General features: G+C 68.6%; 21 protein-coding genes and 1 pseudogene. 13 read left to right on the top strand and 9 right to left on the bottom strand.

Annotation, left to right across the window (positions count from 1 at the left end):
• On the bottom strand, positions 1-1,173 hold a 1,173-nt coding region (gene xseA, locus ACFOMP_RS05710), incomplete at its 3' end, for an exodeoxyribonuclease VII large subunit (protein ID WP_379028474.1).
• A gap of 109 nt (positions 1,174-1,282) precedes the next feature.
• Between xseA and purD the strand changes: the two genes are divergently transcribed.
• Positions 1,283-2,545 (top strand): phosphoribosylamine--glycine ligase, encoded by a 1,263-nt coding sequence (gene purD / locus ACFOMP_RS05705; protein WP_379028472.1) that lies wholly within the window; start codon positions 1,283-1,285, stop codon positions 2,543-2,545.
• Positions 2,546-2,920: 375 nt separating this feature from the next.
• Positions 2,921-4,483: a 2-isopropylmalate synthase gene (locus ACFOMP_RS05700; protein ID WP_289895262.1), complete on the top strand. Its 1,563-nt coding sequence runs from the start codon at positions 2,921-2,923 to the stop codon at positions 4,481-4,483.
• 36 nt (positions 4,484-4,519) lie between these two features.
• Here the strand turns inward: ACFOMP_RS05700 and ACFOMP_RS05695 are convergent, their stop codons facing one another.
• Positions 4,520-5,359 carry a putative rhamnosyl transferase gene (locus tag ACFOMP_RS05695; RefSeq protein WP_379028470.1) on the bottom strand — a complete coding sequence of 280 codons (840 nt, stop codon included), beginning with the start codon at positions 5,357-5,359 and terminating at the stop codon, positions 4,520-4,522.
• 253 nt (positions 5,360-5,612) lie between these two features.
• Here ACFOMP_RS05695 and ACFOMP_RS05690 point away from each other — a divergent pair, with 253 nt between their 5' ends.
• The 9 genes and pseudogenes from ACFOMP_RS05690 (at position 5,613) to ACFOMP_RS05650 (ending at position 15,455) form a co-directional block, all read left to right on the top strand.
• Entirely contained in the window at positions 5,613-6,647 is a 1,035-nt protein-coding gene (locus tag ACFOMP_RS05690; protein ID WP_289895260.1) for a rod shape-determining protein, read from the top strand.
• Between the two features lie 13 nt (positions 6,648-6,660).
• Positions 6,661-7,629, top strand: coding sequence for a rod shape-determining protein MreC (mreC, locus tag ACFOMP_RS05685; protein WP_289895259.1), 969 nt, complete (start codon positions 6,661-6,663; stop codon positions 7,627-7,629).
• Entirely contained in the window at positions 7,622-8,152 is a 531-nt protein-coding gene (locus tag ACFOMP_RS05680; RefSeq protein ID WP_289895258.1) for a rod shape-determining protein MreD, read from the top strand. Before mreC ends, ACFOMP_RS05680 begins: the two co-directional genes overlap by 8 nt.
• A 3-nt stretch (positions 8,153-8,155) precedes the next feature.
• Positions 8,156-10,099 (top strand): penicillin-binding protein 2, encoded by a 1,944-nt coding sequence (gene mrdA / locus ACFOMP_RS05675; RefSeq protein ID WP_379028467.1) that lies wholly within the window; start codon positions 8,156-8,158, stop codon positions 10,097-10,099.
• A gap of 3 nt (positions 10,100-10,102) precedes the next feature.
• Positions 10,103-11,245 carry a rod shape-determining protein RodA gene (rodA, locus tag ACFOMP_RS05670; protein WP_379028465.1) on the top strand — a complete coding sequence of 381 codons (1,143 nt, stop codon included), beginning with the start codon at positions 10,103-10,105 and terminating at the stop codon, positions 11,243-11,245.
• A gap of 4 nt (positions 11,246-11,249) precedes the next feature.
• A pseudogene (locus ACFOMP_RS05665) lies at positions 11,250-12,166 on the top strand (2-hydroxyacid dehydrogenase).
• A gap of 144 nt (positions 12,167-12,310) precedes the next feature.
• Positions 12,311-13,732 carry a mannose-1-phosphate guanylyltransferase/mannose-6-phosphate isomerase gene (locus ACFOMP_RS05660; RefSeq protein ID WP_289895253.1) on the top strand — a complete coding sequence of 474 codons (1,422 nt, stop codon included), beginning with the start codon at positions 12,311-12,313 and terminating at the stop codon, positions 13,730-13,732.
• A gap of 78 nt (positions 13,733-13,810) precedes the next feature.
• Positions 13,811-14,806, top strand: a complete 996-nt coding sequence (locus ACFOMP_RS05655) for an ABC transporter substrate-binding protein (RefSeq protein ID WP_379028463.1) — start codon at positions 13,811-13,813, stop codon at positions 14,804-14,806.
• Between the two features lie 40 nt (positions 14,807-14,846).
• Positions 14,847-15,455, top strand: coding sequence for a YitT family protein (locus tag ACFOMP_RS05650; protein WP_379028461.1), 609 nt, complete (start codon positions 14,847-14,849; stop codon positions 15,453-15,455).
• A gap of 7 nt (positions 15,456-15,462) precedes the next feature.
• Here ACFOMP_RS05650 and ACFOMP_RS05645 read toward each other — a convergent pair whose 3' ends face one another.
• Positions 15,463-15,789 carry an arsenate reductase family protein gene (locus tag ACFOMP_RS05645; RefSeq protein WP_379028459.1) on the bottom strand — a complete coding sequence of 109 codons (327 nt, stop codon included), beginning with the start codon at positions 15,787-15,789 and terminating at the stop codon, positions 15,463-15,465.
• A gap of 120 nt (positions 15,790-15,909) precedes the next feature.
• Complete coding sequence (locus ACFOMP_RS05640; RefSeq protein WP_379028457.1) at positions 15,910-17,205, bottom strand: DUF3422 family protein; 1,296 nt, start codon at positions 17,203-17,205, stop codon at positions 15,910-15,912.
• Positions 17,206-17,393: 188 nt separating this feature from the next.
• Between ACFOMP_RS05640 and ACFOMP_RS05635 the strand changes: the two genes are divergently transcribed.
• A complete protein-coding gene (locus ACFOMP_RS05635) occupies positions 17,394-17,903 on the top strand; it encodes a L,D-transpeptidase family protein (protein WP_019351923.1) in 510 nt (169 codons plus the stop codon).
• 148 nt (positions 17,904-18,051) lie between these two features.
• Complete coding sequence (locus ACFOMP_RS05630) at positions 18,052-18,321, top strand: hypothetical protein (protein ID WP_289895248.1); 270 nt, start codon at positions 18,052-18,054, stop codon at positions 18,319-18,321.
• 69 nt (positions 18,322-18,390) lie between these two features.
• Here the strand turns inward: ACFOMP_RS05630 and ACFOMP_RS05625 are convergent, their stop codons facing one another.
• From ACFOMP_RS05625 to ACFOMP_RS05605, 5 genes are all read right to left on the bottom strand, one after another.
• Positions 18,391-19,830 carry an NAD(P)(+) transhydrogenase (Re/Si-specific) subunit beta gene (locus ACFOMP_RS05625; RefSeq protein WP_379028455.1) on the bottom strand — a complete coding sequence of 480 codons (1,440 nt, stop codon included), beginning with the start codon at positions 19,828-19,830 and terminating at the stop codon, positions 18,391-18,393.
• Between the two features lie 13 nt (positions 19,831-19,843).
• Positions 19,844-21,418 carry a Re/Si-specific NAD(P)(+) transhydrogenase subunit alpha gene (locus ACFOMP_RS05620; RefSeq protein WP_289894028.1) on the bottom strand — a complete coding sequence of 525 codons (1,575 nt, stop codon included), beginning with the start codon at positions 21,416-21,418 and terminating at the stop codon, positions 19,844-19,846.
• A 95-nt stretch (positions 21,419-21,513) separates the two neighbouring features.
• Positions 21,514-22,194 (bottom strand): D-lyxose/D-mannose family sugar isomerase, encoded by a 681-nt coding sequence (locus ACFOMP_RS05615; protein ID WP_379028453.1) that lies wholly within the window; start codon positions 22,192-22,194, stop codon positions 21,514-21,516.
• Between the two features lie 13 nt (positions 22,195-22,207).
• Entirely contained in the window at positions 22,208-22,651 is a 444-nt protein-coding gene (locus tag ACFOMP_RS05610) for a methyltransferase family protein (protein ID WP_379028451.1), read from the bottom strand.
• Positions 22,648-24,798, bottom strand: a complete 2,151-nt coding sequence (locus ACFOMP_RS05605) for a malate synthase G (RefSeq protein WP_379028449.1) — start codon at positions 24,796-24,798, stop codon at positions 22,648-22,650. Before ACFOMP_RS05605 ends, ACFOMP_RS05610 begins: the two co-directional genes overlap by 4 nt.
• Between the last annotated feature and the right edge of the window lie 156 nt (positions 24,799-24,954).

The raw sequence follows: 24,954 nt of genomic DNA, 5'->3' as shown, positions 1-24,954 counted from the left end.
CCGCTCGGCCCGGCGCTGCCGCAGCCGGGCCAGCGCCAGCGGCAGGCGCTGCTGATGGCCCTGCAGCGCCTCGCGCCGGTTGCGCAGCATGGCGCGCAGCGCCGAAAGCGACAGCGGCAGCGCGCTCAGCCGGTCGCGGCGGGCGCGCACGAAGCCGCGCAGCGCCGGTTCCAGCCGCTCGGCGAACAGGTCGAAGCGCTGGCGGACCGGATCGGTCAGCGCCTGCGGCCGGCCAAGCGCGCGGCCGAGATCGGCCAGTCGCTGGCGCTGGCGCTGGTTGCCGGTCTGGGCGGCGCGCATCATCCGGGCCCGGATCTCGGCCAGCCGGGCGGCGAGTTCGGCGCGCACCGGCACCGCCATCTCGGCGGCGGCGGTGGGCGTCGGCGCCCGGCGGTCCGAGGCGAAGTCGATCAGCGTGGTATCCGTCTCGTGCCCCACGGCCGAGATCAGCGGGATCTCACTTGCCGCCGCGGCACGGACCACGGCTTCCTCGTTGAAGCCCCAGAGATCCTCGAGGCTGCCGCCGCCCCGCGCGACGATCAGCAGCTCGGGGCGCGGAACCTGACCGTCCCCGGGCAGCGCGTTGAAGCCCTGGATGGCGGCGGCGACCTGCGGTGCGCAGGCTTCGCCCTGCACTGCCACCGGCCAGATCAGCACCCGGGTCGGGAAGCGGTCGCGCAGCCGATGCAGGATGTCGCGGATCACCGCACCCGAGGGCGAGGTCACCACGCCGATCACCCGCGGCAGATAGGGCAGCGGCCGCTTGCGCGATTCGTCGAACAGCCCCTCGGCCGCCAGCGCCTTGCGGCGTTTTTCCAGCATCATCATCAGCGCGCCGGCGCCGGCGGGCTCGATCTCCTCGACGATCAGCTGGTATTTCGACTGGCCGGGAAAGGTGGTCAGCCGGCCGGTGGCGATGACCTCGATGCCTTCCTCGGGACGGGTGGACAGGCGCGCGGCCTGGCCTTTCCAGGTCACGGCGGCGATGCAGGCGCGTTCGTCCTTCAGGTCGAAATAGAGATGTCCCGAGGACGGGCGCGAGACGCGGCCGATCTCGCCGCGCACGCGGACCCGGCCGAACTCGCCCTCGATCACGCGCTTCACCGCGCCCGAGATTTCCGAGACGGTGAATTCATGGGCGTTGCTGGCGGGCGTGTCTTCGAAAAGCTCCATGACCCGGTTGTGACGCGGGCCGGGCGCGGGATCAAGGGGCTTGGGGGATTGATCCGGGCCGGGCCAGTTCCTAGAAGGCGCGAGACCATTCGCAAGGGGGCCTTTCCGCATGAACATCCTGATCCTCGGCAGCGGCGGGCGCGAACATGCGCTGGCCTGGGCGATCCGGCAGAATCCGAAATGCGACCGGCTGTTCGTCGCGCCGGGAAATGCGGGGATGGAGCCGCTGGCGCGGCTGGCGGATCTGGACATCCTGTCCGGCCCCGCCGTGATCGGCTTCTGCGAGGAGAACGCCATCGACCTGGTGGTGATCGGCCCCGAGGCGCCGCTGGCGGCCGGCGTCGCCGACGAGCTGCGGGCGGCGGGCATCCTGGCCTTCGGTCCGTCCAGGGCGGCGGCGATGCTGGAAGCCTCCAAGGCCTTCACCAAGGAGATTTGCGACGCCTGCGACGCGCCGACCGCCGCCTGGGCGCGTTTCGACGCCGCCGAGCCGGCGCGGGCCTATATCCGCGCGCAGGGCGCCCCCATCGTCGTCAAGGCCGACGGGCTGGCCGCCGGCAAGGGCGTGACCGTGGCCATGACCGAGGCCGAGGCCGTCGCCGCCATCGACGACGCCTTCGGCGGCGCCTTCGGCGCGGCCGGGGCCGAGGTGGTGGTCGAGGAGTTCATGGCGGGCGAGGAGGCGAGCTTCTTCGTGCTGTGCGACGGGGTGGACTGCCTGCCGATCGGCACGGCGCAGGACCACAAGCGCGTGGGCGAGGGCGACACCGGGCCGAATACCGGCGGCATGGGCGCCTATTCCCCGGCCCCGGTGCTGACGGCGGAGATCCAGGAGCAGGTGATGGCCGAGATCGTGCGTCCCACGGTGGCCGAGATGGCGCGGCGCGGCACGCCGTTCCAGGGCGTGCTTTATGCCGGGCTGATGATCCGGGACGGCCGGGCGCGGCTGGTGGAATACAATGTCCGCTTCGGCGACCCGGAATGCCAGGTGTTGATGATGCGGCTGGGCGCCCAGGCGCTGGACCTGATCCTGGCCTGCGCCGAGGGCCGGTTGGGCACGGCCTCGGTCAACTGGGCCGACGACCATGCCCTGACCGTGGTGCTGGCCGCGCGGGGCTATCCCGGCGCCTATGAGAAGGGCAGCGCCATCCGCGGGCTCGACGCCTTGGCCGAGGACAGTTTCCGCATGGTCTTTCATGCCGGGACCGCGCGCCGCGACGGCCGGATCGTCGCCACCGGCGGCCGGGTGCTGGCCGCGACCGGCCGCGGCGTCACCCTGGCCGAGGCCCATGCCCGCGCCTATGCGCTGGCCGATGCCATCGACTGGCCCGAGGGCTTCTGCCGCCGCGACATCGGCTGGCGCGCGCTGTGAACCGCCGCGTCGGTGGCGCGGCCGCCGGGGTATTTGGAAAACGGTGAAAGGCGAAGCGGGGCCTAACGCCCCGCGCGAAGCCGGCCGGTCCTTCCGCCAGAGGGAAAGCCGGTTTCCGGGGCGGGTCCGGGAATTTCGCCGGCGGGGTGTTTTTCGTCTTTTCAAGCCGGTGGCGCGGGGCTTATAGTCCGGCGCATGACCCGGATGTGCCATATCAGCTCCGACCGCGACGCGCAGGACAGCGCGCGCTTCGGCGTGCGTCCCCGCGGTCTGCTGCTTCTTACGCTGCGCTGAGCGGGTCTTCCGGGCCGCCGCTCAGTCTGGTTCGCGCCCGGTTCCCCCCGAGCAAACCTTCGGCGCAAGAAAGACCAAGCCATGACCGACAAAAACCGCGTATTGATCTTCGACACCACCCTGCGCGACGGCGAGCAATCGCCCGGCGCCACCATGACCCATACCGAGAAGCTGGAAATCGCCCAGATGCTGGACGAGATGGGCGTGGACATCATCGAGGCGGGCTTTCCCATCGCCTCGGAGGGCGACTTCGCCGCCGTGAGCGAGATCGCCAAGCAAGCGCAGAACGCCGTGATCTGCGGTCTGGCCCGCGCCCAGTTCCCCGATATCGACCGCTGCTGGGAGGCGGTGAAACACGCCAAGCGCCCGCGCATCCACACCTTCATCGGCACCTCGCCGCTGCATCGCGCCATTCCGAACCTGGACATGGACCAGATGGCCGAGCGGATCGAGCAGACCGTGACCCATGCCCGCAACCTGTGCGACGACGTGCAATGGTCGCCGATGGACGCCACCCGGACCGAGCACGACTACCTGTGCCGGGTGGTCGAGATCGCCATCAAGGCGGGCGCCACCACCATCAACATCCCCGACACCGTCGGCTATACCGCGCCGCGCGAATCCGCCGCGCTGATCCGCATGCTGCTGGAGCGGGTGCCGGGCGCCGACGGGGCGGTCTTCGCCACGCATTGCCACAACGACCTGGGCATGGCGACCGCCAACGCCCTGGCCGCCGTCGAGGCCGGCGCGCGCCAGATCGAATGCACCATCAACGGGCTGGGCGAGCGGGCCGGCAATACCGCGCTGGAAGAGGTGGTGATGGCGCTGAAGGTGCGCCACGACATCATGCCCTATGACACCGGAATCGACACGACGAAGATCATGGGCATCTCGCGCCGGGTCAGCCAGGTCTCGGGCTTTCCGGTGCAGTTCAACAAGGCCATCGTCGGCAAGAACGCCTTCCTGCACGAATCCGGCATCCATCAGGACGGGGTGCTGAAGAATGTCGAGACCTTCGAGATCATGCGCCCCGCCGATATCGGCCTGAACGAGGCCAATATCGCCATGGGCAAGCATTCGGGCCGCGCCGCGCTGCGCGCGAAGCTGCGCGACCTGGGCTATGAGCTGGGCGACAACCAGCTGAAGGACATCTTCGTGCGGTTCAAGGCGCTGGCCGACCGCAAGAAGGAGATTTACGACGACGACCTGGTGGCGCTGATGCAGGATGCCGCCAGCAATACCGAGGACGACTACCTGCAGGTCAAGCATCTGCGGGTGGTCTGCGGCACGGACGGCCAATCGGCCGACCTGACGCTGAGCGTCGGCGGCGAGGAGAAATCCGTCCATGCCACCGGCGACGGCCCGGTCGATGCCTGTTTCAACGCCGTCAAGGCGATCTGGCCGCACAAGGCGCATCTGCAACTGTATCAGGTCCATGCCGTGACCGAGGGCACCGATGCCCAGGCCACCGTCAGCGTGCGCATGGAGGAGGAAGGCCGCATCGCCACCGGCCAGGCCTCGGATACCGACACCATCCTGGCCAGCGTCAAGGCCTATGTCGGGGCGCTGAACCGGCTGAAGGTGCGCCGCGAGATGGTTGGCGAAGGCGCCGATGCCAAGCAGGTCAGCATGTATTCGCACTGATCCGCTGCGGATCGGCGCAGGCGGACGGGGCGGCTGTCAGGCCGCCCCTTTGCGTTCCACGAAGCCCAGATCGACATCCTGCAGGAAGGGGAAATCCTCGGCCAACGCCTGCCGGAAGGCGGTCGGGTCCAGCCGCTGGAACCATTTCGGGAATTTCGCGACGATGGTGGCGACGGAATCGCCCTCGTCCCAGCGGGTCTGCAGATAGCCCAGGCCGGCGATATCGGTGAAGGCCGGGAAATGCTTGGGCAGCTGGAAATGGTTGTAGGCATAGATGCAACGGCCCGCGCCCCGCATCCGCACCGCCACGCCGGCGCCGAGAAAGGGCTGATGCGCGCGCCAGTAGCTGATCGGGTCGCCCTCGTAGCTGCCCATGACCAGGCCCTGCGGATAGCTGATGGCGAAAGCCGGCAGGTCGGCGAAGCGCCTTGCGTGGCTGCGGATGCGGGCGACGTGGTGGCGGCTGAAGGCGTCGTCGTCATCGACGCGGAACTGGATCACCGGCCGGCCCGCCGCCTCGGCCGCCTCGCGCAGCGGCTCGCGCAGCGCGTTCACGGTCTCGCGCTTGTCCGAGACGATCAGCCGGATCTGCGGCACCCCCGCGCAAAGCCCGCGCAGCCGCTCCAGCCATTCGCCCGGCATCTCGGGCGAGGTCAGGATCCAGAAGCGGAAATCCGGGTCGGTCTGCGCCCGGATCGAGGGCAGGCAGAGCGTCTCGAAGGCGGCGAAGCGGCGTGCCAGCCGCCCGGGCGCGTAGAGCATGGCCCGGCGCCGCGCCATCAGGCCGGGGCTGTCGCCGCCCTGCCCCGCGGTCTCGGCCCAGTCGCATTTCCCCAGGAAGGAAAAGCGGCAGATCCCCACGATATCGTCTTGCACGCCGCTGTCCCTTCTTTCGCATCCGACATGCCCGGCAGGCTAGCAGGGCCGGCAGCACGGTCAAGGGAAGCGGCTGCCGCGGAACCCCGCCGTCCCGCCCTGCGGCAGCAATTTTCGGGTTTTCCCCGGGCCGGCCCCGGCCTATATGTCCAACACCTTGGCGGGGCGACTCGTCGGGGCAATCGGGCAATGGCCGTCGGCAAAACGACGGCGGAACGGCCGTCATGGCAGGGGCGGCAGAAGGGGTAGTCACATGGCCTTTGGCGGGTTGTTTTCCACCGATATCGCGATCGACCTGGGGACGGCGAACACGCTGATCTATGTCAAGGGCAAGGGCGTCATCCTGAACGAGCCGTCGGTCGTCGCCTATCACGTCAAGGACGGCAAGAAGCAGGTCCTGGCCGTGGGCGAGGACGCGAAGCTGATGCTGGGCCGCACCCCCGGCTCGATCGAGGCCATCCGCCCGATGCGCGAGGGCGTGATCGCCGATTTCGACAGCGCCGAGGAAATGATCAAGCATTTCATCAAGAAGGTGTTCAAGCGCACCACCTTCTCGAAGCCGAAGATCATCGTCTGCGTGCCGCATGGCGCGACCCCCGTCGAGAAGCGCGCCATCCGCCAGTCGGTGCTGTCCGCCGGCGCACGGCGCGCCGGCCTGATCGCGGAACCCATCGCCGCCGCCATCGGCGCCGGCATGCCGATCACCGAGCCGACCGGCAGCATGGTCGTCGATATCGGCGGCGGCACCACCGAGGTCGCGGTGCTGTCGCTGGGCGACGTGGTCTATGCCCGTTCCGTCCGCATCGGCGGCGACCGCATGGATGACGCGCTGATCAACTACCTGCGCCGCAACCACAACCTGCTGATCGGCGAATCGACCGCCGAGCGGGTCAAGACCCAGATCGGCACCGCGCGGATGCCCGATGACGGGCGCGGCGCCACGATCATGGTGCGCGGCCGCGACCTGTTGAACGGCATCCCCAAGGAAATGGAAATCACCCAGGCCATGGTCGCCGAAGCCCTGGCCGAGCCGGTGCAGCAGATCTGCGAGGCGGTGATGGTGGCGCTGGAAGCGACGCCGCCGGACCTGGCCGCCGACATCGTCGACCGCGGCGTGATGCTGACCGGCGGCGGGGCGATGCTGGGCGAACTGGACCTGGCGCTGCGCGAACAGACCGGGCTGATGATCAGCCTGGCCGACCAGCCGATGAGCTGCGTGGCGCTTGGCACCGGCAAGGCCCTGGAGTTCGAGAAGCAGCTGCGCCACGTGATCGACTACGACAGCTGATCGGACCAGGCCCATGGCGCGCAAGGGCCCAGATTACGCGACTCCGGTCCGCCGCATCCTGGTTTCGCTGCTGGTGCTGGCGCTGCTGTCGATCTTCCTGTTCTGGCAGATCGACAGCCCGCGGGCCGAGCGGATGCGCTCGGCCTTCATCGACCGCTTCGTGCCCAGTTTCGAATGGGTGACCATGCCGGTGACCAAGTTGTCGCGCATGGTCGCGGGCTTCCAGTCCTATGCCCGGCTCTATGAGCAGAACCAGGAGCTGCGGCGCGAGCTGCAGAAGATGTCGGCCTGGAAAGAGGCCGCGGTGCAGCTGGAACAGGAAAACGCCAAGCTGCTGGCGCAGAACAACGTGCGCATCGACCCGGCGCTGACCTCGGTTTCCGGCGTGGTGATGACCGACAGCGGCACCGCCTTCCGGCAGTCGGTGCTGCTGAACGTCGGCGCCCGCGACGGCATCCTGGACGGCTGGGCGACGATGGACGGGCTGGGGCTGGTGGGCCGCATCTCGGGCGTCGGGCAGACCACCAGCCGGGTGATGCTGCTGACCGATCCCTCCAGCCGCATGCCGGTAACCATCCTGCCCTCGGGCCAGCACGCGCTGCTGACCGGCGACAACACCGCCCTGCCGGCGCTGGATTTCATCGAAAGCCCGGAAAACATCCGCCCCGGCGACCGCGTGGTCAGCTCGGGCGACGGCGGCGTGTTCCCGGCCGGGCTGCTGGTCGGCCAGGTGGCGCTGGCCAGCGACGGACGGCTGCGGGTGCGGCTCGCCGCCGATTACGGGCGGCTGGAATTCCTGCGCGTGCTGCGCAGCCACCCGGCCGAGCGGCTGGCCGATACCGGGCTGCTGATCCCGCCGCCGCCGGCCGATTTCATCGGCCCGCCGATGCCGCCGGCGATGAACCTCGACACCCCCAACCCGGCCGCCGCCAATCCCGAACTCGCGGCCGAGCCCGACCCGGCCGGAGCAGCGGATGATTGAGCCGGCCCGCCGCCAGAGGTTCCTGGGCCAGGCGCTGTTCGTGATCCTGTTCCTGGCGATCCTGTTCTGGCGGCTTCTGCCGCTGGCGCCGGGCCGGATCGGCTGGCCCGGCCCGGACCTGGCGCTGTGCCTGGTGCTGGTCTGGGTGCTGCGCCGCCCCGAACAGGTGCCGGTGCTGACCATCGCCCTGCTGTTCCTGATCGAGGACATCCTGCTTTTGCGCCCCATCGGCCTGTTCGCCGCCGTGGCGGTGATGGGGACCGAAGCCGCAAGAAACCGCGAGCAGCATTGGCGCGAACTGCCATTCATGGTTGAATGGCTGCGCGTGACGATGCTTCTGGCGCTGATGATGGTGGCGAACCGTTTCCTGCTGGCGATCTTCTTCCTGCCCCTGCCGCCGCTGGGTCAGGTGCTGCTGCAATTCATCGCCACGACCGGGGCCTATCCGCTGGTGGCCGGGCTGGCGGGCTGGCTGTTCGGCCTGCCCCGCAACCGTGCGGAACGTGACGCGAGGCTTCGCTGACCCATGCGCAAATCGGAACGCCAAATCGCCGAAAGCAGCCGGTCCATCACCCGCCGGGTGGTGATGCTGGGCGCGATCCAGGCGGCTGTGGTCACGGCGCTGGGGTTGAAGCTGCGCTCGATGCAGATCGAGCATGCCGACGAATACCGGATGCTGTCGGACGGCAACTCGATCAAGATCCGCCTGCTGCCGCCGGCGCGCGGGCTGATCCTGGACCGCAACGGCACCATCATCGCCGGGAACGAACAGAACTACCGCGTCACCCTGACCCGCGAGGAGGCCGGCGACGTCTCGACCGTGATCGCCCGGCTGCGCCAGATCATCCCGATGTCCGACCGCCAGGCCGCCGAGATCCTCGAGGAGATCCGCAAGCGCAGCGCCGTCGCCCCGGTGCTGGTCGCCGACCGGCTGAGCTGGGCCGAATTTTCCTCGATCGCGCTGAACGCCCCCGCCCTGCCCGGCGTCACGCCCGAGGCCGGCCTGTCGCGCAGCTATCCGCGCGCCGGCGATTTCGCGCATGTGCTGGGCTATGTCGGCCCGGTCTCGGATTACGACCTGTCGAAGATCGAGAACCCGGACCCGGTGCTGCGCCTGCCCGAGTTCCAGCTGGGCAAGGTCGGCATGGAGGCCAAGCTGGAGGAGGCGCTGCGCGGCAAGGCCGGCTCGCGCCGGGTCGAGGTGAACAGCGCCGGGCGCGAGATGCGCGAGCTGTCGCGGCAGGAAGGTCAGCAGGGCGCCACGGTGCAGACCACCCTGGACGCCGGCCTGCAGAATTTCTCCACCCAGCGGCTGGGCAGCGAAAGCGCCGCCGCGGTGGTGATCGACGTCACCAACGGCGACATCCTGGCGATCTCCTCCTCGCCGGTCTTCGATCCGAACAAGTTCGTGCGCGGCATCTCGGGGCCGGATTACCGGGCGCTGATGGAGCATGACCACCGCCCGCTGGCCGACAAGACCGTGCAGGGCGTCTATCCGCCCGGCTCGACCTTCAAGATGGTGACACTGCTGGCCGGGCTGGAAGCGGGCGTGATCAACCCCGGCTCGCGCTTCTATTGCCCCGGCTACACCCAGGTCGCCGGTCGCCGCTTCCATTGCTGGCGCCGGGGCGGCCATGGCATGGTCGATGCGCAGGGCAGCCTGGAACATTCCTGCGACGTGTATTTCTACGAGCTGGCGCAGCGGGTCGGCATCGACCGCATCGCCGCCATGGCCCGCAAGCTGGGCATCGGCGTGCGCCACGACCTGCCCATGTCCGCCATCGCCGAGGGCATCGCGCCGGACCGCGCCTGGAAGAAGGCGCGCTACGACCAGGAATGGCAGATCGGCGATTCGCTGAACGCCTCGATCGGCCAGGGCTATGTCCTGGCCTCGCCGCTGCAACTGGCGGTGATGACGGCGCGGGTGGCGACCGGTCGCGCGGTCGCGCCGCGGCTGGTCAAGGCCATCGACGGCGCGGTCGAGCCGGTGCCGGACTGGCCCGAGCTGGACATCAACCCGCTGAACCTGCGCACGGCACGGGGCGGGATGGATGCGGTGATGAACAGCAGCCGCGGCACCGCCCGGCGGGCGCGGATCATCGCGCCGGAATGGCAGATGGCCGGCAAGACCGGCACCTCGCAGGTGCGAAACATCACCGCCGCCGAGCGGGCGCGCGGCGTGATCTCGAACGACCAGCTGCCCTGGAACCGGCGCGACCATGCGCTTTTCGTCTGTTTCGCGCCCTATGACATGCCGCGCTATGCGGTTTCTGTGGTGGTCGAGCATGGCGGCGGCGGCTCGGCCGTGGCGGCGCCCATCGCCCGCGACATCCTGCTTTACGCGCTGGCGGACGGGCTGCCGCCGCTATCCGCCTATCCCGAGGGCGAGCGCGCCAAGGTGCAGGAGATGTGGTCGAAGATGAACCTCGCCCCCTCGGCCCGCAAGGGCGAGGCGCGCGCAAAGGCCTGACGCATGAGCTATCTGAACTATCATGTCGCGCAGGCGCCGACCGGCTGGCGCAAGATCCTGCACCTGAACTGGCCGCTGGTCTTCCTGGTCACCGCCGTCAGCTGCATCGGCTTCCTGATGCTTTATTCCGTCTCGGGTGGCGATATCGACAAATGGGCCGGTCCGCAGATGGAGCGTTTCGCCGTCGGCATGGTGGTGATGTTCGCGCTGGCCTTCGTGCCGATCTGGTTCTGGCGCTCGATCTCGGTCGCCTCCTATGTGATCTGCGTCCTGTTGCTGGTGCTGGTCGAGGTGATGGGCCATGTCGGCATGGGCGCGCAGCGCTGGCTGGTGCTGGGGCCGATCCGCATCCAGCCCTCCGAACTGACCAAGGTGGCCTTCGTGATGACGCTGGCCGCCTATTACGACTGGTTGCCGGTCGAAAAGGTCTCGCGGCCGTTCTGGGTGCTGGTCCCGGTGGTGCTGATCCTGCTGCCGACCGGGCTGGTGCTGATGCAGCCCGACCTGGGCACCTCGATCATGCTGATCGCCGGGGGCGGCATCGTGATGTTCGCGGCCGGCGTCAGCCTGTGGTATTTCGCCGCCGTCATCGCCATTGTCGCCGCCGGCATCACCGCGGTGATGGAAAGCCGGGGCACCGACTGGCAGCTTCTGCACGACTACCAGTTCAAGCGCATCGACACCTTCCTCGATCCCGGCTCGGACCCGCTGGGCGCCGGATACAACATCGCCCAGGCGCAGATCGCGCTGGGATCGGGCGGCTGGTCGGGGCGCGGCTTCATGCAGGGCACGCAGTCGCGGCTGAACTTCCTGCCCGAAAAGCACACCGACTTCATCTTCACCTCGCTGGCCGAGGAGTTCGGATTCGTCGGCGCCGGCTCGCTGCTGATGCTCTATGTGCTGATCCTGGGCTTCTGCATGTATTCGGCGCTGACCAACCGCGACCGGTTCGCCAGCCTGATGACCATCGGCATCGCCGGCACGTTCTTTCTGTATTTCTCGATCAACATGGCCACGGTGATGGGCATGCTGCCCGCCAAGGGTTCGCCCCTGCCGCTGGTCAGCTATGGCGGAACCTCGCTGATGATCCTGCTGATGGCCTTCGGCATCGTGCAATCGGCCCATGTCCACCGGCCGCGGGGCTGAGGCGATGCGGGTGCTGTTCGCCGCCCCCGCCCGGCTTTGGGACTCCTGGGCGCCCGCGCTTCGCGCCGCCTGCCCCGAGATGGAGCTGTGCCGCGCCGGCGATCCGGCCGGCTTCGACGCGCTGATCTACGCGCCGGGCTATCCCGAGGACGGCCGCATACTGGATTTCACCCCCTTCACCCGCGCCCGGCTGGTGCAAAGCCTTTGGGCCGGGGTCGAGCGTATCGTGACCAACCCGACCCTGACGCAGCCGCTGTGCCGGATGGTCGATCCGGGGCTGGCGCTGGGCATGGTGGAATACTGCGCCGGCTGGACGCTGCGCGCGCATCTGGGCATGGACCGCTACGCGCAGGACGGCGTCTGGCGCAACCACCTGACCCCGCCCTTGGCCGCCGGGCGCGGCGTGACCGTGCTGGGCATGGGAGAGCTGGGCCGGGCGGTGGCCCTGGCGCTGGCGAACCTCGGATTCCGCGTCACCGGCTGGTCCGGGTCGGGCCGCCCGGTGCCGGGGATCGCGGTCCTGCCCGGCGCGGCCCTGCCCGAGGCGCTGCGCCGCGCCGAGATCCTGATCTGCCTGCTGCCCGACACGCCCGGAACGCGCGGCCTGCTTGGCGCCGAACGGCTGGCCATGCTGCCCAGGGGCGCCACCGTCATCAATGCCGGGCGCGGCACACTGATCGACGAACAGGCGCTGCTGGCCGCGCTGGATACGGGCCTGGGCCATGCCGTGCTGGACGTGTTCCAGACCGATCGCTGCCGCCCGATCATCCTTTCTGGGGCCATCCGCAGGTGACGGTGACGCCGCATGTCTCGGCCGAGACCCGGCCCGAAACCGCCGCCGCCGTCGCGGCCGAGAACCTGCGCCGCGCCATGCGGGGCGGGCCGCTTCTGCATCTGGTGGACCGGGCCCGCGGCTATTGACGCGCGGGTTTGCCGGCATCGGCGCGGCATGGTATCCGGGGGGCGCGGCCCCGCCGCCCTGCCCTTTTGCGCAACTTGCGCGGGCAAGGCGCCGGCGGATAACGAAAGCGGATGGAAACGGCCTTGGCCGATGGAGCGATTTCGATGACGATCACCCCTGTTCTTCTTGCCGGCGGTTCGGGCACCCGGCTCTGGCCCGTCTCGCGCAAGAGCTTTCCCAAGCAGTTCGCGCCGCTGGTGGGCGAGGAAAGCCTGTTCCAGGCCTCGGCCCGGCGGCTTCACGGTCCGCGCTACGGCGCGCCGCTGGTGATGACCAATGCCGATTTCCGCTTCATCGTCGCCGAGCAGCTCGACCAGATCGGCATCGCGCCCTCGGCCATTCTGATCGAACCTGCCGGCCGCAACACCGCCCCCGCCATTCTGGCCGCCGCGCTGACCGCCGCCGAGCAGGATCCGGATGCGGTGCTGCTGGTGGCGCCCTCGGACCATGTGGTGCCCGATGCCGCGGCCTTCGGCCGCGCCGTCGACCTGGGCCTGCCGGCAGCGACGGCCGGCCGCATCGTCACCTTCGGCATCACCCCGACCCGCCCCGAGACCGGCTATGGCTATATGGAGGCCGAAGCGGCCGGCGAAGGCCCGGTCACGCTGAAGCGCTTCGTCGAAAAGCCCGATGCCGGGAAGGCGGCGCAGATGATCGCGCAGGGCAATTTCCTGTGGAACGCCGGGATCTTCCTTTTCGCCGCCCGCACCATGATCGAAGCCTTCGAGGCCCATGCGCCGGAATATCTCGACCCGGTCAGGGCAGCGCTGGCCGAGGCCCATGCCGACCTGGGCTTCCTGCGGCTGGCGCCCGAACCCTGGGAGCGCCTGCCCGACCGCTCGGTCGATTACGCGGTGCTGGAAAAGGCCGAGAACCTGTCGGTGGTGCGCTTCTCGGGGCATTGGTCGGATCTGGGCGGCTGGGACGCGGTCTGGCGCGAGACGCAAGAGGCCGTCCCGGCCGAGCGCGGTGCCGTGACCGACGACCGCTCGACCGCCATCGACTGCGACAACGTGCTGCTGCGCTCGCAGGACGAGGGGATGGAGGTGGTGGGCATCGGCCTGACGGACGTGATGGTCGTGGCCACCAAGGACGCGGTTCTGGTCGCCGGCATGGACCGCGCGCAAGAGGTCCGGCAGGCGGTTTCGGCGCTGAAGGAAAAGGGCGCCCGTCAGGCCGAGAGCTTCCTGCGCGACCATCGGCCTTGGGGCTGGTTCGAGACCCTGGCGCTGGCCGACCGCTTCCAGGTCAAGCGCATCGTGGTCAACCCGGGCGGCGCACTGTCGCTGCAATCGCATTTCCACCGCTCGGAACATTGGATCGTGGTCTCGGGCACCGCGCGGGTGACGGTGAACGACACGGTGACGCTGGTGACCGAGAACCAGTCGATCTACGTGCCGCTGGGCGCCGTGCACCGGATGGAGAATCCCGGCAAGGTGCCGATGGTGCTGATCGAGGTGCAGACCGGCGCCTATCTGGGCGAGGACGACATCGTGCGCTATGAGGATGTCTATTCCCGCGACTGATCGCGGTTTCGTGCCCGAGGCATGGCTTGCGGCAAGGATACGCGCCGTCTAACCATGGCGCGCATGGGGCGTGACGCGATGATGAAATCCCTGATCCCGGCCGTGGCGCTGGTCCTGGCCACCGCGCTTGGCGCGCGGGCCGACAGCCTGACCGTTCAGCTGCGCGGCCCGGCCCTGGCCGAATCCGCCGGCTTCCTGGTGGCCGAGGCCCGCGGCTTCTATGCCGAGGAAGGGCTGGAGGTGGACCTGCGTCCCGCCGACGACGCGCCGCCCTTCGAGGCGCTGGCGCGGGGCGCGGCCGACATGGCCGTCGCCTGGATGCCGCCGGCGCTGGTCGCGCGCGAGAACGGCCTGCCGCTGGTCAATGTGGCGCAGATCTTTTCCCGCCCCGCCCTGCGGCTGACCTGCCGGGCCGATGCCGGCGTCGCCTCGGCCGCCGACCTGCGCGGCAAGACGCTGGGCAGCTGGTTCGGCGGCACGGAATACCCGCTGCTCGCCTGGGTGAACCGGCTGGGGCTGAAACCCGATGACAGCCTCGAAGGCGTGGCGCTGCTGGCACAATGGCCGGGGGCCGAGATGCTGCGCCACAAGCAGACCGCCTGCATCAGCACGCTGAGCTATGACCCCGCCGAGGGCGCGGGGCTGGTGCGGCTGGACCCGCAGCATCAGGGAGTCGACCTGCTCGAGGATGGGCTTTACGTCCTGCCGCAGCAGCTGGCCGATCCCGAGGCGCGCGAACGGCTGGCGCGGTTCCTGCGCGCCAGCATGCGCGGCTGGCACGAGGCCGTGGCCCGGCCCGAGGAGAGCGCCCGCCTGCTCCTGGGCCCCGATCCCGACGACGGCGCCTTGCGCCGCCAGGCCGGAATGCTGCGCGGCATCGCACCGCTGCTTTCGCCCAGCGGCGCCCTGGACGAGGCGGCATATCGCCGCACGGTCGCGGCGCTGCGCGCCGGCGGTGCCCAGGCGGTGCTGCGCCACGAGCCGAAAGACGCTTTTACCAAGCAAATCAGCGATCTGGCGACGCCGTCCGAGACCACGGCCAGCACCGGGGCCAAGGCCACCCGAACCCCCTGACCCCTTGCCGCGGCGCAGCAGGCGGGGCATCACGGGGCGCATGAGCGACAATGGTTCCCCCGCCCGCCACAGCGTCATCGAGGATGCTCAAGGCCTCGCCTATGGCAGTTTCATGGCCGCCGTCGGCGTGCTGCTGCTGACGCATCTGGGCTTCGTCACCGGCCAGACCGCCGGGCTGGCGATCCTGATTTCTTATGCCACCGGCTGGGGCTTCGCGCCGGTGTTCTTCGCGGTGAACCTGCCCTTCTACTGGCTGGGCTACCGACGGCTGGGCCTGGCCTTCATGCTGAAATCCTTCATCGCCGTGGGTGCCATGTCGATTCTGGTGGCGCTGCTGCCGCGCGGGCTGGAATTCGGTCCTGTCCATCCGGCGGTCGGCGCGCTGCTGGTGGGGCTGCTGACCGGCTCGGCGCTGCTGGCGCTGTTCCGCCATGGCGCCTCGCTGGGCGGAGTGGGCATCGTCGCGCTTTACCTGCAGGACGCCACCGGCTTCCGGGCCGGCTGGACGCAGCTGATCTTCGACGCGCTGATCTTCGCCGTGGCGCTGACGCTGCGCGACGGCACGACCGTGGCCTGGTCCTTTCTGGGCGCGCTGGTGCTGAACCTGGTGATCGCCATCAATCACCGCCGCGACCGTTACATCGTCTGAGCGGCGGCTAGGCCGCCAGCCCCAGCGCGCGCTTAACGTTCGCGGTCCAGCCCAGCAGGCGCTTGTCGTCCTGGACGATGGCCGGGCGCTTCATCAGCGAGGGCTTGGCCGACAGCATCTGCAAGGGCGTGCCGGCGCGTTCCGCCTCGGACATGCCGCGCCAGGTCAGGCTGGCGCGGTTGACCAGCTTCTCGCCGAAATCCGCGATCATGCGCCGCCATTCGTCCTGATCCAGCGGCGCCTTGGCGACGTCGCGGAACTCGACCTGCCAACCCGCCGCCTCCAGCTCGGCCTGCGCCTTCTGGCAGGTCGAGCAATGGCCAAGGCCATACATGCTGAGCCGCCCCGCCATCAGACCAGCGGAACCAAAGGCACGCCGCAGCCCGCAAGGGCCAGCAGGACGCTGAAGAAGGGAACTAGTCGCAAGATCGGGCTCCTTTGCCGGTTGGGGGTCTCAATGCTGGGCGTCATGCAGCCGGGCCCGGATGCGTCGCATGCCCAGCCAGACGCTCAGCACCGCGATCGGGGTCAGCGCGGCGATCAGCACCGCCTTGTCGACATGCAGCGCATGGGCCAGCGGGTAAAGCGCATAGCCCAGCAGCCCGACGGCGTAATAGCTGATCGCCACTACCGACAGCCCCTCGACCGTGTGCTGCAGCCGCAATTGCAGGTCGGCGCGGCGATCCATGCGCTGCATCAGCTCCTGGTTCTGGGCGCTGCGCTGCACATCGACGCGGGTGCGCAGCAGCTCGCCCGCGCGCTCGCTGCGGTCCAGCATGGCGGCCAGCCGCTTCTCGGCCGATTTCACCGTGCGCATGGCCGGGTGATAGCGGCGGGCCATGAATTCGGTCAGCATCTGCCCGCCCATGAAGCGCGATTCGCGCAGCGAGGTGACGCGGTCCATGACGATCGCCTCATAGGCGGCGGTGGCGCCGAAGCGGAAGGCCTGCTGCGTGGCCGTGCGCTCCAGCCGGGCCGAAACCATCAGCAGATCGTGCAGCACCGCATCGGCCGGGCGGGAATCGTCGCTCATGCCCTGGAGGATGTCGTTGAGCTTGGGGTCCAGCGCGTTCAGCTGTTCGGTCAGCTGCCGGGCGCCGCCCAGGCCCAGCATGGACATGGCGCGATAGGTTTCCAGGTCGGTCAGCCGCTGCACGATGCGGCCGATGCGGCCCGATTGGGTGCCGGGCTTGACGAACAGCGCAAAGCGCATCCAGCCGTCCGGGTCGATGCGGAAATCGCCCGCGACCACCGCCGCCTCTTCGAGCACCCAGACCGAGGCGAGGCTGTCGGCGGCGAACCATTCCCTGAGCCGCGGCATGATCTCGGCCGGGTCGTCGGGCAGAAAATCGACCTGGATCATCACCGCGGCGATGCGCTTGCCCGGCGCATGATGCTGCCAGTCGTCGGGAAAGATCGCCCCGGCCGAGGGATCGAAGGGCCGCGGCGGCAGCCCCGGCGCAAAGGCGGCATAGGTCACGAATTCGGTATGGCTTTCCCAGCGCAACTGCTGCCGGCCCAGCTGCGCCGCGTAATGGCCGGCGCTGGCATCGGGATGCGGCGCGCCGTGGCGGGCGCAAAGCTCGGCCAGATGCGCCACGTCGCGCCTTCGGTCGCGATTGGCGGCGTCGCGCGGTTCCTTGATGGCCAGGAACACCGCCGTGCACGGCGCCTTCAGGCGCGGCGAAGGCCGGGCGTGAAGCTCGTTCACCAGGGCATAGCGCAGCGGATGTTCGTCATCGTCGGTCATGCCCGCATGTTTAGCGGGCGGCGTCTTTCCCGCAACAGGAAAGCCCAAGGATGCTGTCGATCTTGCAAATCTGCCACGGCTTCGAGGCGATGGACCGGGCCGCATCAGCACTTCGTGAAGGCCGACGTCATTGCCCGGCAGCGGCAAGACGGGCAAAATAAGGCAAAACACCGGATCGAGGGCATCGCATGACAGCTTGGCTGGGTCGTCTCATCGCCATGGCGCTTATCCTGGGACTCGCCGCCTGTGCGCCCAGCAAGTTCAAGACCTATTCCGGCCCGCCGGTCACGCAGATCGTGGTCAACAAGGGCGCGCGGCAGATGCTGCTGCTCAGCGGCAATACGGTGCTGAAGGCCTATCGCATCGGGCTGGGCAACGAGCCCATCGGCCACAAGCAGTTCGAAGGCGACGGCAAGACCCCCGAGGGGCTTTATTACATCGACCGCCGCAACCCCGACAGCCGCTACCACCTGTCGATCGGCGTCTCCTATCCGAACGTGCAGGATTCGGCGTTGGCGGCCTCGCTGGGACGCAGCGCCGGCAGCGACATCTTCATCCACGGCCAGGGCCCCGAGGGCCAGACACTGTCCAGGCTGCGCTCCGACTGGACCGCCGGCTGCATCGCCGTCACCGACGAGGAGGTCGAGGACATCTATTCCATGGTCCGCGACGGCACGCCGATCCTGATCACGCCCTGAACCGGTTCAGCCGCCGGGCGAAAGCATCACCGGACTCACGCCTTTCACTTGTATGGCAGACCTGTGCAAAAGGGCAGATACAAATCCGCGCCGTGAAGGATTACCAGATTGGATGCGTCCAATTTTATCTTTCCGAGTCACCACCGCCATGTATTTGCCCCCCATCATCCATGATGCGCTGATCGATTCAGCCGAGACCGAGGGCTATGTGCCCGGCGTCATCGAAAGCGTCATGCGTTTCGGGCCGCATTCCCGCTGGCGGGCCGGGCTGATCGTGAAAAGCTCGGCCGCGCGGTCGCAAGCCCTTGCCACGCGCTGCGCGCTGCTGATCCCGCGCAAGGGCAGGCGCACCCGCAAGCTGGCGGTGCATCCCGCCCTGCCGGCCGAGGTCATCAAGTCGATGCTCGACGCCACCTGACGGCGGCGGTAACGCCAAAAGAAAAGCGGGCCTTCCGGCCCGCTTTGCTGTTTTTTTTCCGTGCTGGGTTCACTCGATCATGGGCAGGAGCTGGTCGAGGGACTTTTTGGCGTCGCCATAGAACATGCGGGTGTTCTCCTTGTAGAACAGCGGGTTCTCGATGCCGGAATAGCCGGTGCCCTGGCCGCGCTTGCTGACGAACACCTGTTTCGCCTTCCAGACCTCCAGCACCGGCATGCCGGCGATGGGCGAGTTCGGGTCCTCCTGCGCCGCCGGGTTCACGATGTCGTTCGAGCCGATCACGATCGCCACGTCGGTCGAGGGGAAATCCTCGTTGATCTCGTCCATCTCCAGCACGATGTCATAGGGCACCTTGGCCTCGGCCAGAAGCACGTTCATGTGCCCCGGCAGACGGCCCGCCACCGGGTGGATGGCGAAGCGCACGCTCTTGCCCTGGGCGCGCAGCTTGCGGGTCAGCTCCGACACCGATTGCTGCGCCTGCGCCACCGCCATGCCATAGCCCGGCACGATGATGATCTCGTCGGCCTCGTTCAAGGCCGCCGCCACGCCGTCGGCGTCGATCGCCACCTGCTCGCCCTCGATCTCCATCGCCGGGCCGGTCTCGCCGCCGAAGCCGCCCAGGATCACGCTGACGAAGTTGCGGTTCATCGCCTTGCACATGATGTAGCTCAGGATCGCACCCGAGGAGCCGACCAGCGCGCCCACCACGATCAGCAGGTCGTTGCCCAGCGTGAAGCCGATCGCCGCCGCCGCCCAGCCGGAATAGCTGTTCAGCATCGACACCACCACCGGCATGTCGGCGCCGCCGATGCCCATGATCAGGTGATAGCCGATGAAGAAGGCCAGCAGCGTGATCAGCACCAGCCACAGCACCGGCGCCCCGGTGGTGCAGTAAAGGACGACCGCCAGCAGCGACAGAGCCGCCGCGCCGGCATTCAGCGCGTGCCCGCCGGGCAGCTTGCGGGGCTTGCCGTCGATCCTGCCCGCCAGCTTGCCGAAGGCCACGATCGAGCCGGTGAAGGTCACCGCGCCGATGAAGATCCCCAGCGCCACCTCGACCTTGAGCATGGCGATCTCGGCCGGGGTCTTGTGCGCCAGCACCGCGGCGAAGCCGTGGAACTCGGCCGCCGCGTCGGCGGCGCGGGCGCGCAGCACCCGCGAGAGCTCGAACTGGGCGTTGAAGCCGATCAGCACCGCGGCCAGGCCGACCAGGCTGTGCATGGCCGCGACCAGCTGCGGCATCTCGGTCATCTGCACCCGCTTGGCCACGACCCAGCCCACGGCGCCGCCGATGGCCAGCATGATCAGCGTCAGCCCCCAATTGCCGTAGCCCGGCCCGATCAGCGTCGCGACCACGGCCAGCGCCATGGCCGCGATGCCGTACCAGACCGCGCGCTTGGCGCTTTCCTGACCCGAGAGCCCGCCCAGGGACAGGATGAACAGCACGGCCGCGACCACATAGGCGGCGGTGGTGAATCCGTATTCCATGCGCCCTCTCCCCTTACGACTTCTGGAACATGGCGAGCATCCGGCGCGTGACCAGGAAGCCGCCGAAGATGTTGACGCCCGCCATCAGCACCGACAGCGCCGCCAGAGCCACCACCAGCCAGCCGCCCGAGCCGATCTGCAAGAGCGCGCCGACGATGATGATCGAGGAGATGGCGTTGGTGATCGCCATCAAGGGCGTGTGCAGCGAATGGCTGACGTTCCAGATCACCTGGAAGCCGACGAAGACCGCCAGCACGAAGACGATGAAATGCGACAGGAACGATGCCGGGGCGAACAGCCCGACCAGCAGCATCAGCGCCGCGCCCGCGCCAAGCAGCGTCACCTGCGACCGGGTCTGGGCGCGGAACGCGGCCGCCTCCTTCTCGCGCCGCTCCTCGGGGGTCAACTCCTTCGGCTTCTCGCGCGGCTTCTGGGCGGCGATGGCCGCGACCTTGGGCGGCGGCGGCGGCCAGGTCACGTCGCCGTCAAAGGCGACGGTGGCGCCGCGGATCACGTCGTCCTCCATGTTCTGCACGATGACGCCGTCCTTGCCCGGCGTCAGGTCGGCCAGCATGTGGCGGATGTTGTTTCCATAAAGTTCCGAGGCTTGCGCGCCCATCCTCGACGGGAAATCGGTATAGCCGACGATCACCACGCCGTTTTCGGTGACGATGCGCTCGTCCGGGACGGTCAGGTCGCAATTGCCGCCGCGCTCGGCCGCCAGATCGACGATGACCGAGCCGGTCTTCATCGCCGCGACCATGTCGGCGGTCCACAGCTTCGGCGCGTCGCGGCCGGGGATCAGCGCCGTGGTGATGACGATGTCCATCTGCGGCGCGAGTTCGCGGAACTTCTCGAGCTGCTTTTCGCGGAACTCGGGCGAGGAGGGCGCGGCATAGCCGCCGGTGGCGGCGCCGTCCTGCACCTGGTCCTGGAAGTCCAGATAGACGAATTCGGCGCCCATGGATTCGATCTGCTCGGCCACTTCCGGGCGCACGTCGAAGGCATAGACCTGCGCGCCCAGGCTGACCGCGGCGCCGATGGCCGCCAGCCCGGCGACGCCGGCGCCGACCACCAGCACCTTGGCCGGCGGCACCTTGCCCGCCGCGGTGACCTGGCCGGTGAAGAAGCGGCCGAAATTGTTCGCCGCCTCGATCACCGCCCGGTAGCCGGCGATATTGGCCATCGAGCTGAGCGCATCCATCTTCTGCGCGCGCGAGATCCGCGGCACCATGTCCATGGCGATGGCGGTGACGCCCTGTTCGCGCGCCAGTTCCAGCAGCTCGGCGTTCTGCGCCGGCCAGAAATGGCTGATGAGCGTCTGGCCGCGCCGCATCTGCCGCAGCTCCGCCGGCTCGGGCGGCCGCACCTTGGTCACCACCTCGACCGCGCCGATCAGCGCCGCGGCGTCCGGCAGAACCGTCACCCCGGCCGCCTCATAGGCCGCATCGGAAAACCCCGCACGAACCCCCGCGCCAGCTTCCACGAACACCGAGTGCCCCAGCTTGCGCAGATGCGCCGCAGAGGACGGCGTCACAGAAACCCGAGCCTCCCCATCAAAACGCTCTCTCAATCCGCCGATCTTCACCAGGCGATCTCCCCTGTTAGCGACTTCCAACGTCCCCCATAGCAGAGCGCAATAATCTTTCACAAGGGCGCGACCGCGGGTCTAATCCGTAAATGTTACGCCACGTCAGAATCGTAATCGCTAACCAGAAGATGCAGCGGCGGCTCGTCCTCGACGACATTCGCGAACCTGCCGATCGGGGCTGCGAAGATATTGTCGGTCAGGTCGTCATTGACCGTCGACACCTCGCCGATCAGCACCGGCCCGCCCTCGGCCCAGAATTCGTGCCAATCGCCGGGCCGCAGGGTCACGGATTCGCCCGGCGCCAGCCGCAGCACCCCGCCCGGCGCCACCTCGCGCGCGATGCCGTCGCAATCGACCCGGCAGGGCGCAGCCCGGTCCATGCGCCCCTGCGCGTCAGAACCGCAGAGCCGGATCGCCAGCGTCGCGCCCCAGCGGTTGATGATATCCTCGGTCTTGATGACGTGGGTATGCATCGGGCTGATCTGGTTTTCCTGCGAAATCAGCAGCTTTTCGGCATAGACCATGCCGCGCCCGGCCTGCAGGTCGGTCAGCCGGCCGTTGCGCAGGGTAAAGAGAAACAGGCCGAGCCGGTCGAAATCGCCCTGTCCGTAATCGGTGATGTCCCAACCCAGCCGACCGTCGCGGATGGCGGGGGTGGCGCGGGCGCGAAATTCGTCCGGGCTCCAATGCGCAAAGGGCGGCAGGTGAAAGCCCGCCCTGCCGATCAACTCGGCCGCCTCGGCCATGATCCTGTTGATGCGCGAGCGTTCCATGGGCCCCCTCCTGCTAGATCCAGCGCCTGACCCGCAGCCTATACCGGTCGTAGGCGGAACCGAAGGCGGCGGCGATCACTTCTTCCTCCTTCCGGATGAAGCGGTCCTGCAACAGCCAGACGAAGACCGGCAGCAGCGCCAGGCCCAGCGGTGCGGACAGTGCCAGCATCAGGCCGGCCAGCAGAATCACGTCGCCCAGATAGATCGGATTGCGGGAAAAGCGGAACGGCCCGGCCTCGACCAAGGCCTCGGGGCGGCGGCCGGGCATGACGGTGGTGCGGGCGCGGCGCATGGTCAGCGCCGCCCAGAGCATCAGCCCCAGCCCGGCCGCGACCAGAAGCAGGCCGGCGCCGCGCAGCAGCGGCGGCAGGTTCAGCGGCAGAAACCACCCCAGGCCCAGCCCGGCCGCTGCAAAAAGCACCAGCCAGGCCTGCGGCAGGGCGGCCAGCCGGGTCACGCCGCCTTCTGCGCCTGTTCGGCCTTGGCCTGCAGGCGGCGGGCATGCAGCACCGGCTCGGTATAGCCCGAGGGTTGCACGCGGCCCAGGAAGACCAGGTCGCAGGCGGCCTGGAAGGCCACGCCGTCATATCCGGGCGCCATCGGCCGGTATGCCGGGTCGCCGGCATTCTGGCGGTCCACCACCATGGCCATCTTGCGGAAGGCGTCCATGACCTGCCGGTCGGTGACGATGCCGTGATGCAGCCAGTTCGCCAGCGATTGCGCCGAGATGCGCAGCGTCGCCCGGTCCTCCATCAGGCCCACGTCGTTGATGTCCGGCACCTTCGAGCAGCCGACGCCCTGGTCGATCCAGCGCACCACATAGCCCAGGATGCCCTGGCAGTTGTTCTCCAGCTCGCGGGCGATCTCGGCCGCGCTGTAGTTGCGGCCGCCGGCCAGCGGGATGGTCAGCAGGTCGTCGAGCCGCGCGGGCCGGCGCAACGCCGCGATCTGGGCCTGGCGGGCAAAGACATCGACCTTGTGATAATGCGTCGCGTGCAGCGTCGCCGCGGTCGGGCTGGGCACCCAGGCGGTGTTGGCACCGGCCATGGGATGGGCGATCTTCTGTTCCAGCATCTCGGCCATCTTGTCCGGGATCGCCCACATGCCCTTGCCGATCTGCGCCTTGCCGGCCAAGCCGCAGGCCAGACCGATATCGACGTTGCGATCCTCATAGGCCGAGATCCAGGGCTGCGCCTTCATCTCGCCCTTGGCCAGCATGGCGCCTGCCTCCATCGAGGTGTGGATCTCGTCCCCGGTGCGGTCCAGGAAGCCGGTATTGATGAAGGCAACCCGATGCTTCGCGGCACGGATGCATTCCCCGAGATTGGCCGAGGTGCGGCGCTCCTCGTCCATGATGCCCAGCTTGACGGTATGGCGGGGCAGGCCCAGCACCTCCTCGACGAAATCGAAGATCTCGCAGGCGAAGGCGACCTCCTCCGGACCGTGCATCTTGGGCTTCACCACATAGATCGACCGGGTGACCGAGTTCCGGGGCCCTTCCTCGCGGTCCAGGTCGCGTTTGGCGCAGAGCGCGGTGACCATGGCGTCAAGCAGCCCCTCGTAGACCTCGTTCCCCTCGCGGTCCAGCACGGCGGGGGTGGTCATCAGATGGCCGACATTCCTGACCAGCATCAGCGCCCGGCCCTTGGCGGTGACTTCCGAGCCGTCGGGGCCGGTGAAAGTGACGTCGGGGTTCAGGCGGCGGGTGAAGGTCTTGCCGCCCTTCTCGACCTCTTCGGCCAGGGTGCCGTCCATCAGGCCCAGCCAGTTGGCATAGGCCAGCGCCTTGTCCTCGCCATCGACGCAGGCGACGGAATCCTCGCAATCCAGGATCGCCGACAGCGCCGACTCGATGACGATATCCGCGATTCCGGCCCGGTCCTGCGCGCCCACCGGCTTGGACGGATCAATCACGATGCGGATCAGCAGGCCGTTGTTCTTCAGGAAGATGTCGGTCGGCTTTCCCGCCTCGCCGCGATAACCGGCGAAGCGGCCGGTGTCGCGCAACGCGGGGACCAGCGTGCCATCCCTGACCGAGAGCGCCTCGATCCCGGCCCAGGAACCCTCGGCCAGCGGCGCGGCGGTGTCGAGAAAGTCGCGGCCCCAGGCGATCACCCGCGCCCCGCGGGCGGCGTCGTAGCCCTTGCCCTGCGGCAGGTCGCCGAGCGCATCGGTGCCGTAAAGCGCGTCATAAAGGCTGCCCCAGCGGGCGTTGGCGGCGTTCAGCGCATAGCGCGCATTGGTGATCGGCACCACCAGTTGCGGTCCGGCGATGCTGGAAAATTCCGGATCGGTCTCGGGCGTCTCGATCTGGAAATCCTCGCCCTCGGGGACCAGGTAGCCGATCTCGGTCAGGAAATCGCGGTATGCGCCGGCATCCTGCGGCTTGCCACGCTGCGCGACATGCCAGGCGTCGATGGCCGATTGCAGTTCGTCGCGCCGGGCCAGCAAGGTCCGGTTGCGCGGGCCGAACTCATGGATCAGGGCCGAGAGCCCTTCCCAGAAACGGCGCGGCTCGACGCCGCTGCCGGGCAGCGCACGCTCGTTGATGAAGGCGGCAAGCGTCTCGTCCACCCGCAATCCTGCCTTTTCCACGCGACCCATCGCACTTCCCCTTGCTTCATTGTCCGGCTGGTTTGGTGCACCGTGGTATGCCAAACCCAGCCCCGTTTCAACCGGCACCGCCCTCAAGGATTCCGCAATTCAGCATTCCAGAAAAATTGAAAATCCGCCGCCCGGGGACCGGACGGCGGCATGATC

Source organism: Paracoccus simplex (assembly GCF_042648325.1).
Taxonomy (GTDB): Bacteria; Pseudomonadota; Alphaproteobacteria; order Rhodobacterales; family Rhodobacteraceae; genus Paracoccus; species Paracoccus simplex.
The sequence above is the reverse complement of the archived record's forward strand: the minus strand, read 5'-3'. Positions and strand labels throughout refer to the sequence as shown.

What these genes read in the sequence shown, in the direction of transcription:
- ACFOMP_RS05660 (WP_289895253.1), top strand. Translation starts at nt 12,311, where the DNA reads ATGACGATCACCCCTGTTCTTCTTGCCGGCGGTTCGGGCACCCGGCTC.
- ACFOMP_RS05615 (WP_379028453.1), bottom strand. Translation starts at nt 22,194, where the DNA reads ATGGAACGCTCGCGCATCAACAGGATCATGGCCGAGGCGGCCGAGTTG.
- ACFOMP_RS05605 (WP_379028449.1), bottom strand. Translation starts at nt 24,798, where the DNA reads ATGGGTCGCGTGGAAAAGGCAGGATTGCGGGTGGACGAGACGCTTGCC.
- ACFOMP_RS05655 (WP_379028463.1), top strand. Translation starts at nt 13,811, where the DNA reads ATGATGAAATCCCTGATCCCGGCCGTGGCGCTGGTCCTGGCCACCGCG.
- ACFOMP_RS05635 (WP_019351923.1), top strand. Translation starts at nt 17,394, where the DNA reads ATGACAGCTTGGCTGGGTCGTCTCATCGCCATGGCGCTTATCCTGGGA.
- mrdA (WP_379028467.1), top strand. Translation starts at nt 8,156, where the DNA reads ATGCGCAAATCGGAACGCCAAATCGCCGAAAGCAGCCGGTCCATCACC.
- rodA (WP_379028465.1), top strand. Translation starts at nt 10,103, where the DNA reads ATGAGCTATCTGAACTATCATGTCGCGCAGGCGCCGACCGGCTGGCGC.
- ACFOMP_RS05650 (WP_379028461.1), top strand. Translation starts at nt 14,847, where the DNA reads ATGAGCGACAATGGTTCCCCCGCCCGCCACAGCGTCATCGAGGATGCT.
- ACFOMP_RS05630 (WP_289895248.1), top strand. Translation starts at nt 18,052, where the DNA reads ATGTATTTGCCCCCCATCATCCATGATGCGCTGATCGATTCAGCCGAG.
- ACFOMP_RS05700 (WP_289895262.1), top strand. Translation starts at nt 2,921, where the DNA reads ATGACCGACAAAAACCGCGTATTGATCTTCGACACCACCCTGCGCGAC.
- ACFOMP_RS05690 (WP_289895260.1), top strand. Translation starts at nt 5,613, where the DNA reads ATGGCCTTTGGCGGGTTGTTTTCCACCGATATCGCGATCGACCTGGGG.
- ACFOMP_RS05640 (WP_379028457.1), bottom strand. Translation starts at nt 17,205, where the DNA reads ATGACCGACGATGACGAACATCCGCTGCGCTATGCCCTGGTGAACGAG.
- ACFOMP_RS05625 (WP_379028455.1), bottom strand. Translation starts at nt 19,830, where the DNA reads ATGGAATACGGATTCACCACCGCCGCCTATGTGGTCGCGGCCGTGCTG.
- ACFOMP_RS05680 (WP_289895258.1), top strand. Translation starts at nt 7,622, where the DNA reads ATGATTGAGCCGGCCCGCCGCCAGAGGTTCCTGGGCCAGGCGCTGTTC.
- ACFOMP_RS05645 (WP_379028459.1), bottom strand. Translation starts at nt 15,789, where the DNA reads ATGTATGGCCTTGGCCATTGCTCGACCTGCCAGAAGGCGCAGGCCGAG.
- purD (WP_379028472.1), top strand. Translation starts at nt 1,283, where the DNA reads ATGAACATCCTGATCCTCGGCAGCGGCGGGCGCGAACATGCGCTGGCC.
- mreC (WP_289895259.1), top strand. Translation starts at nt 6,661, where the DNA reads ATGGCGCGCAAGGGCCCAGATTACGCGACTCCGGTCCGCCGCATCCTG.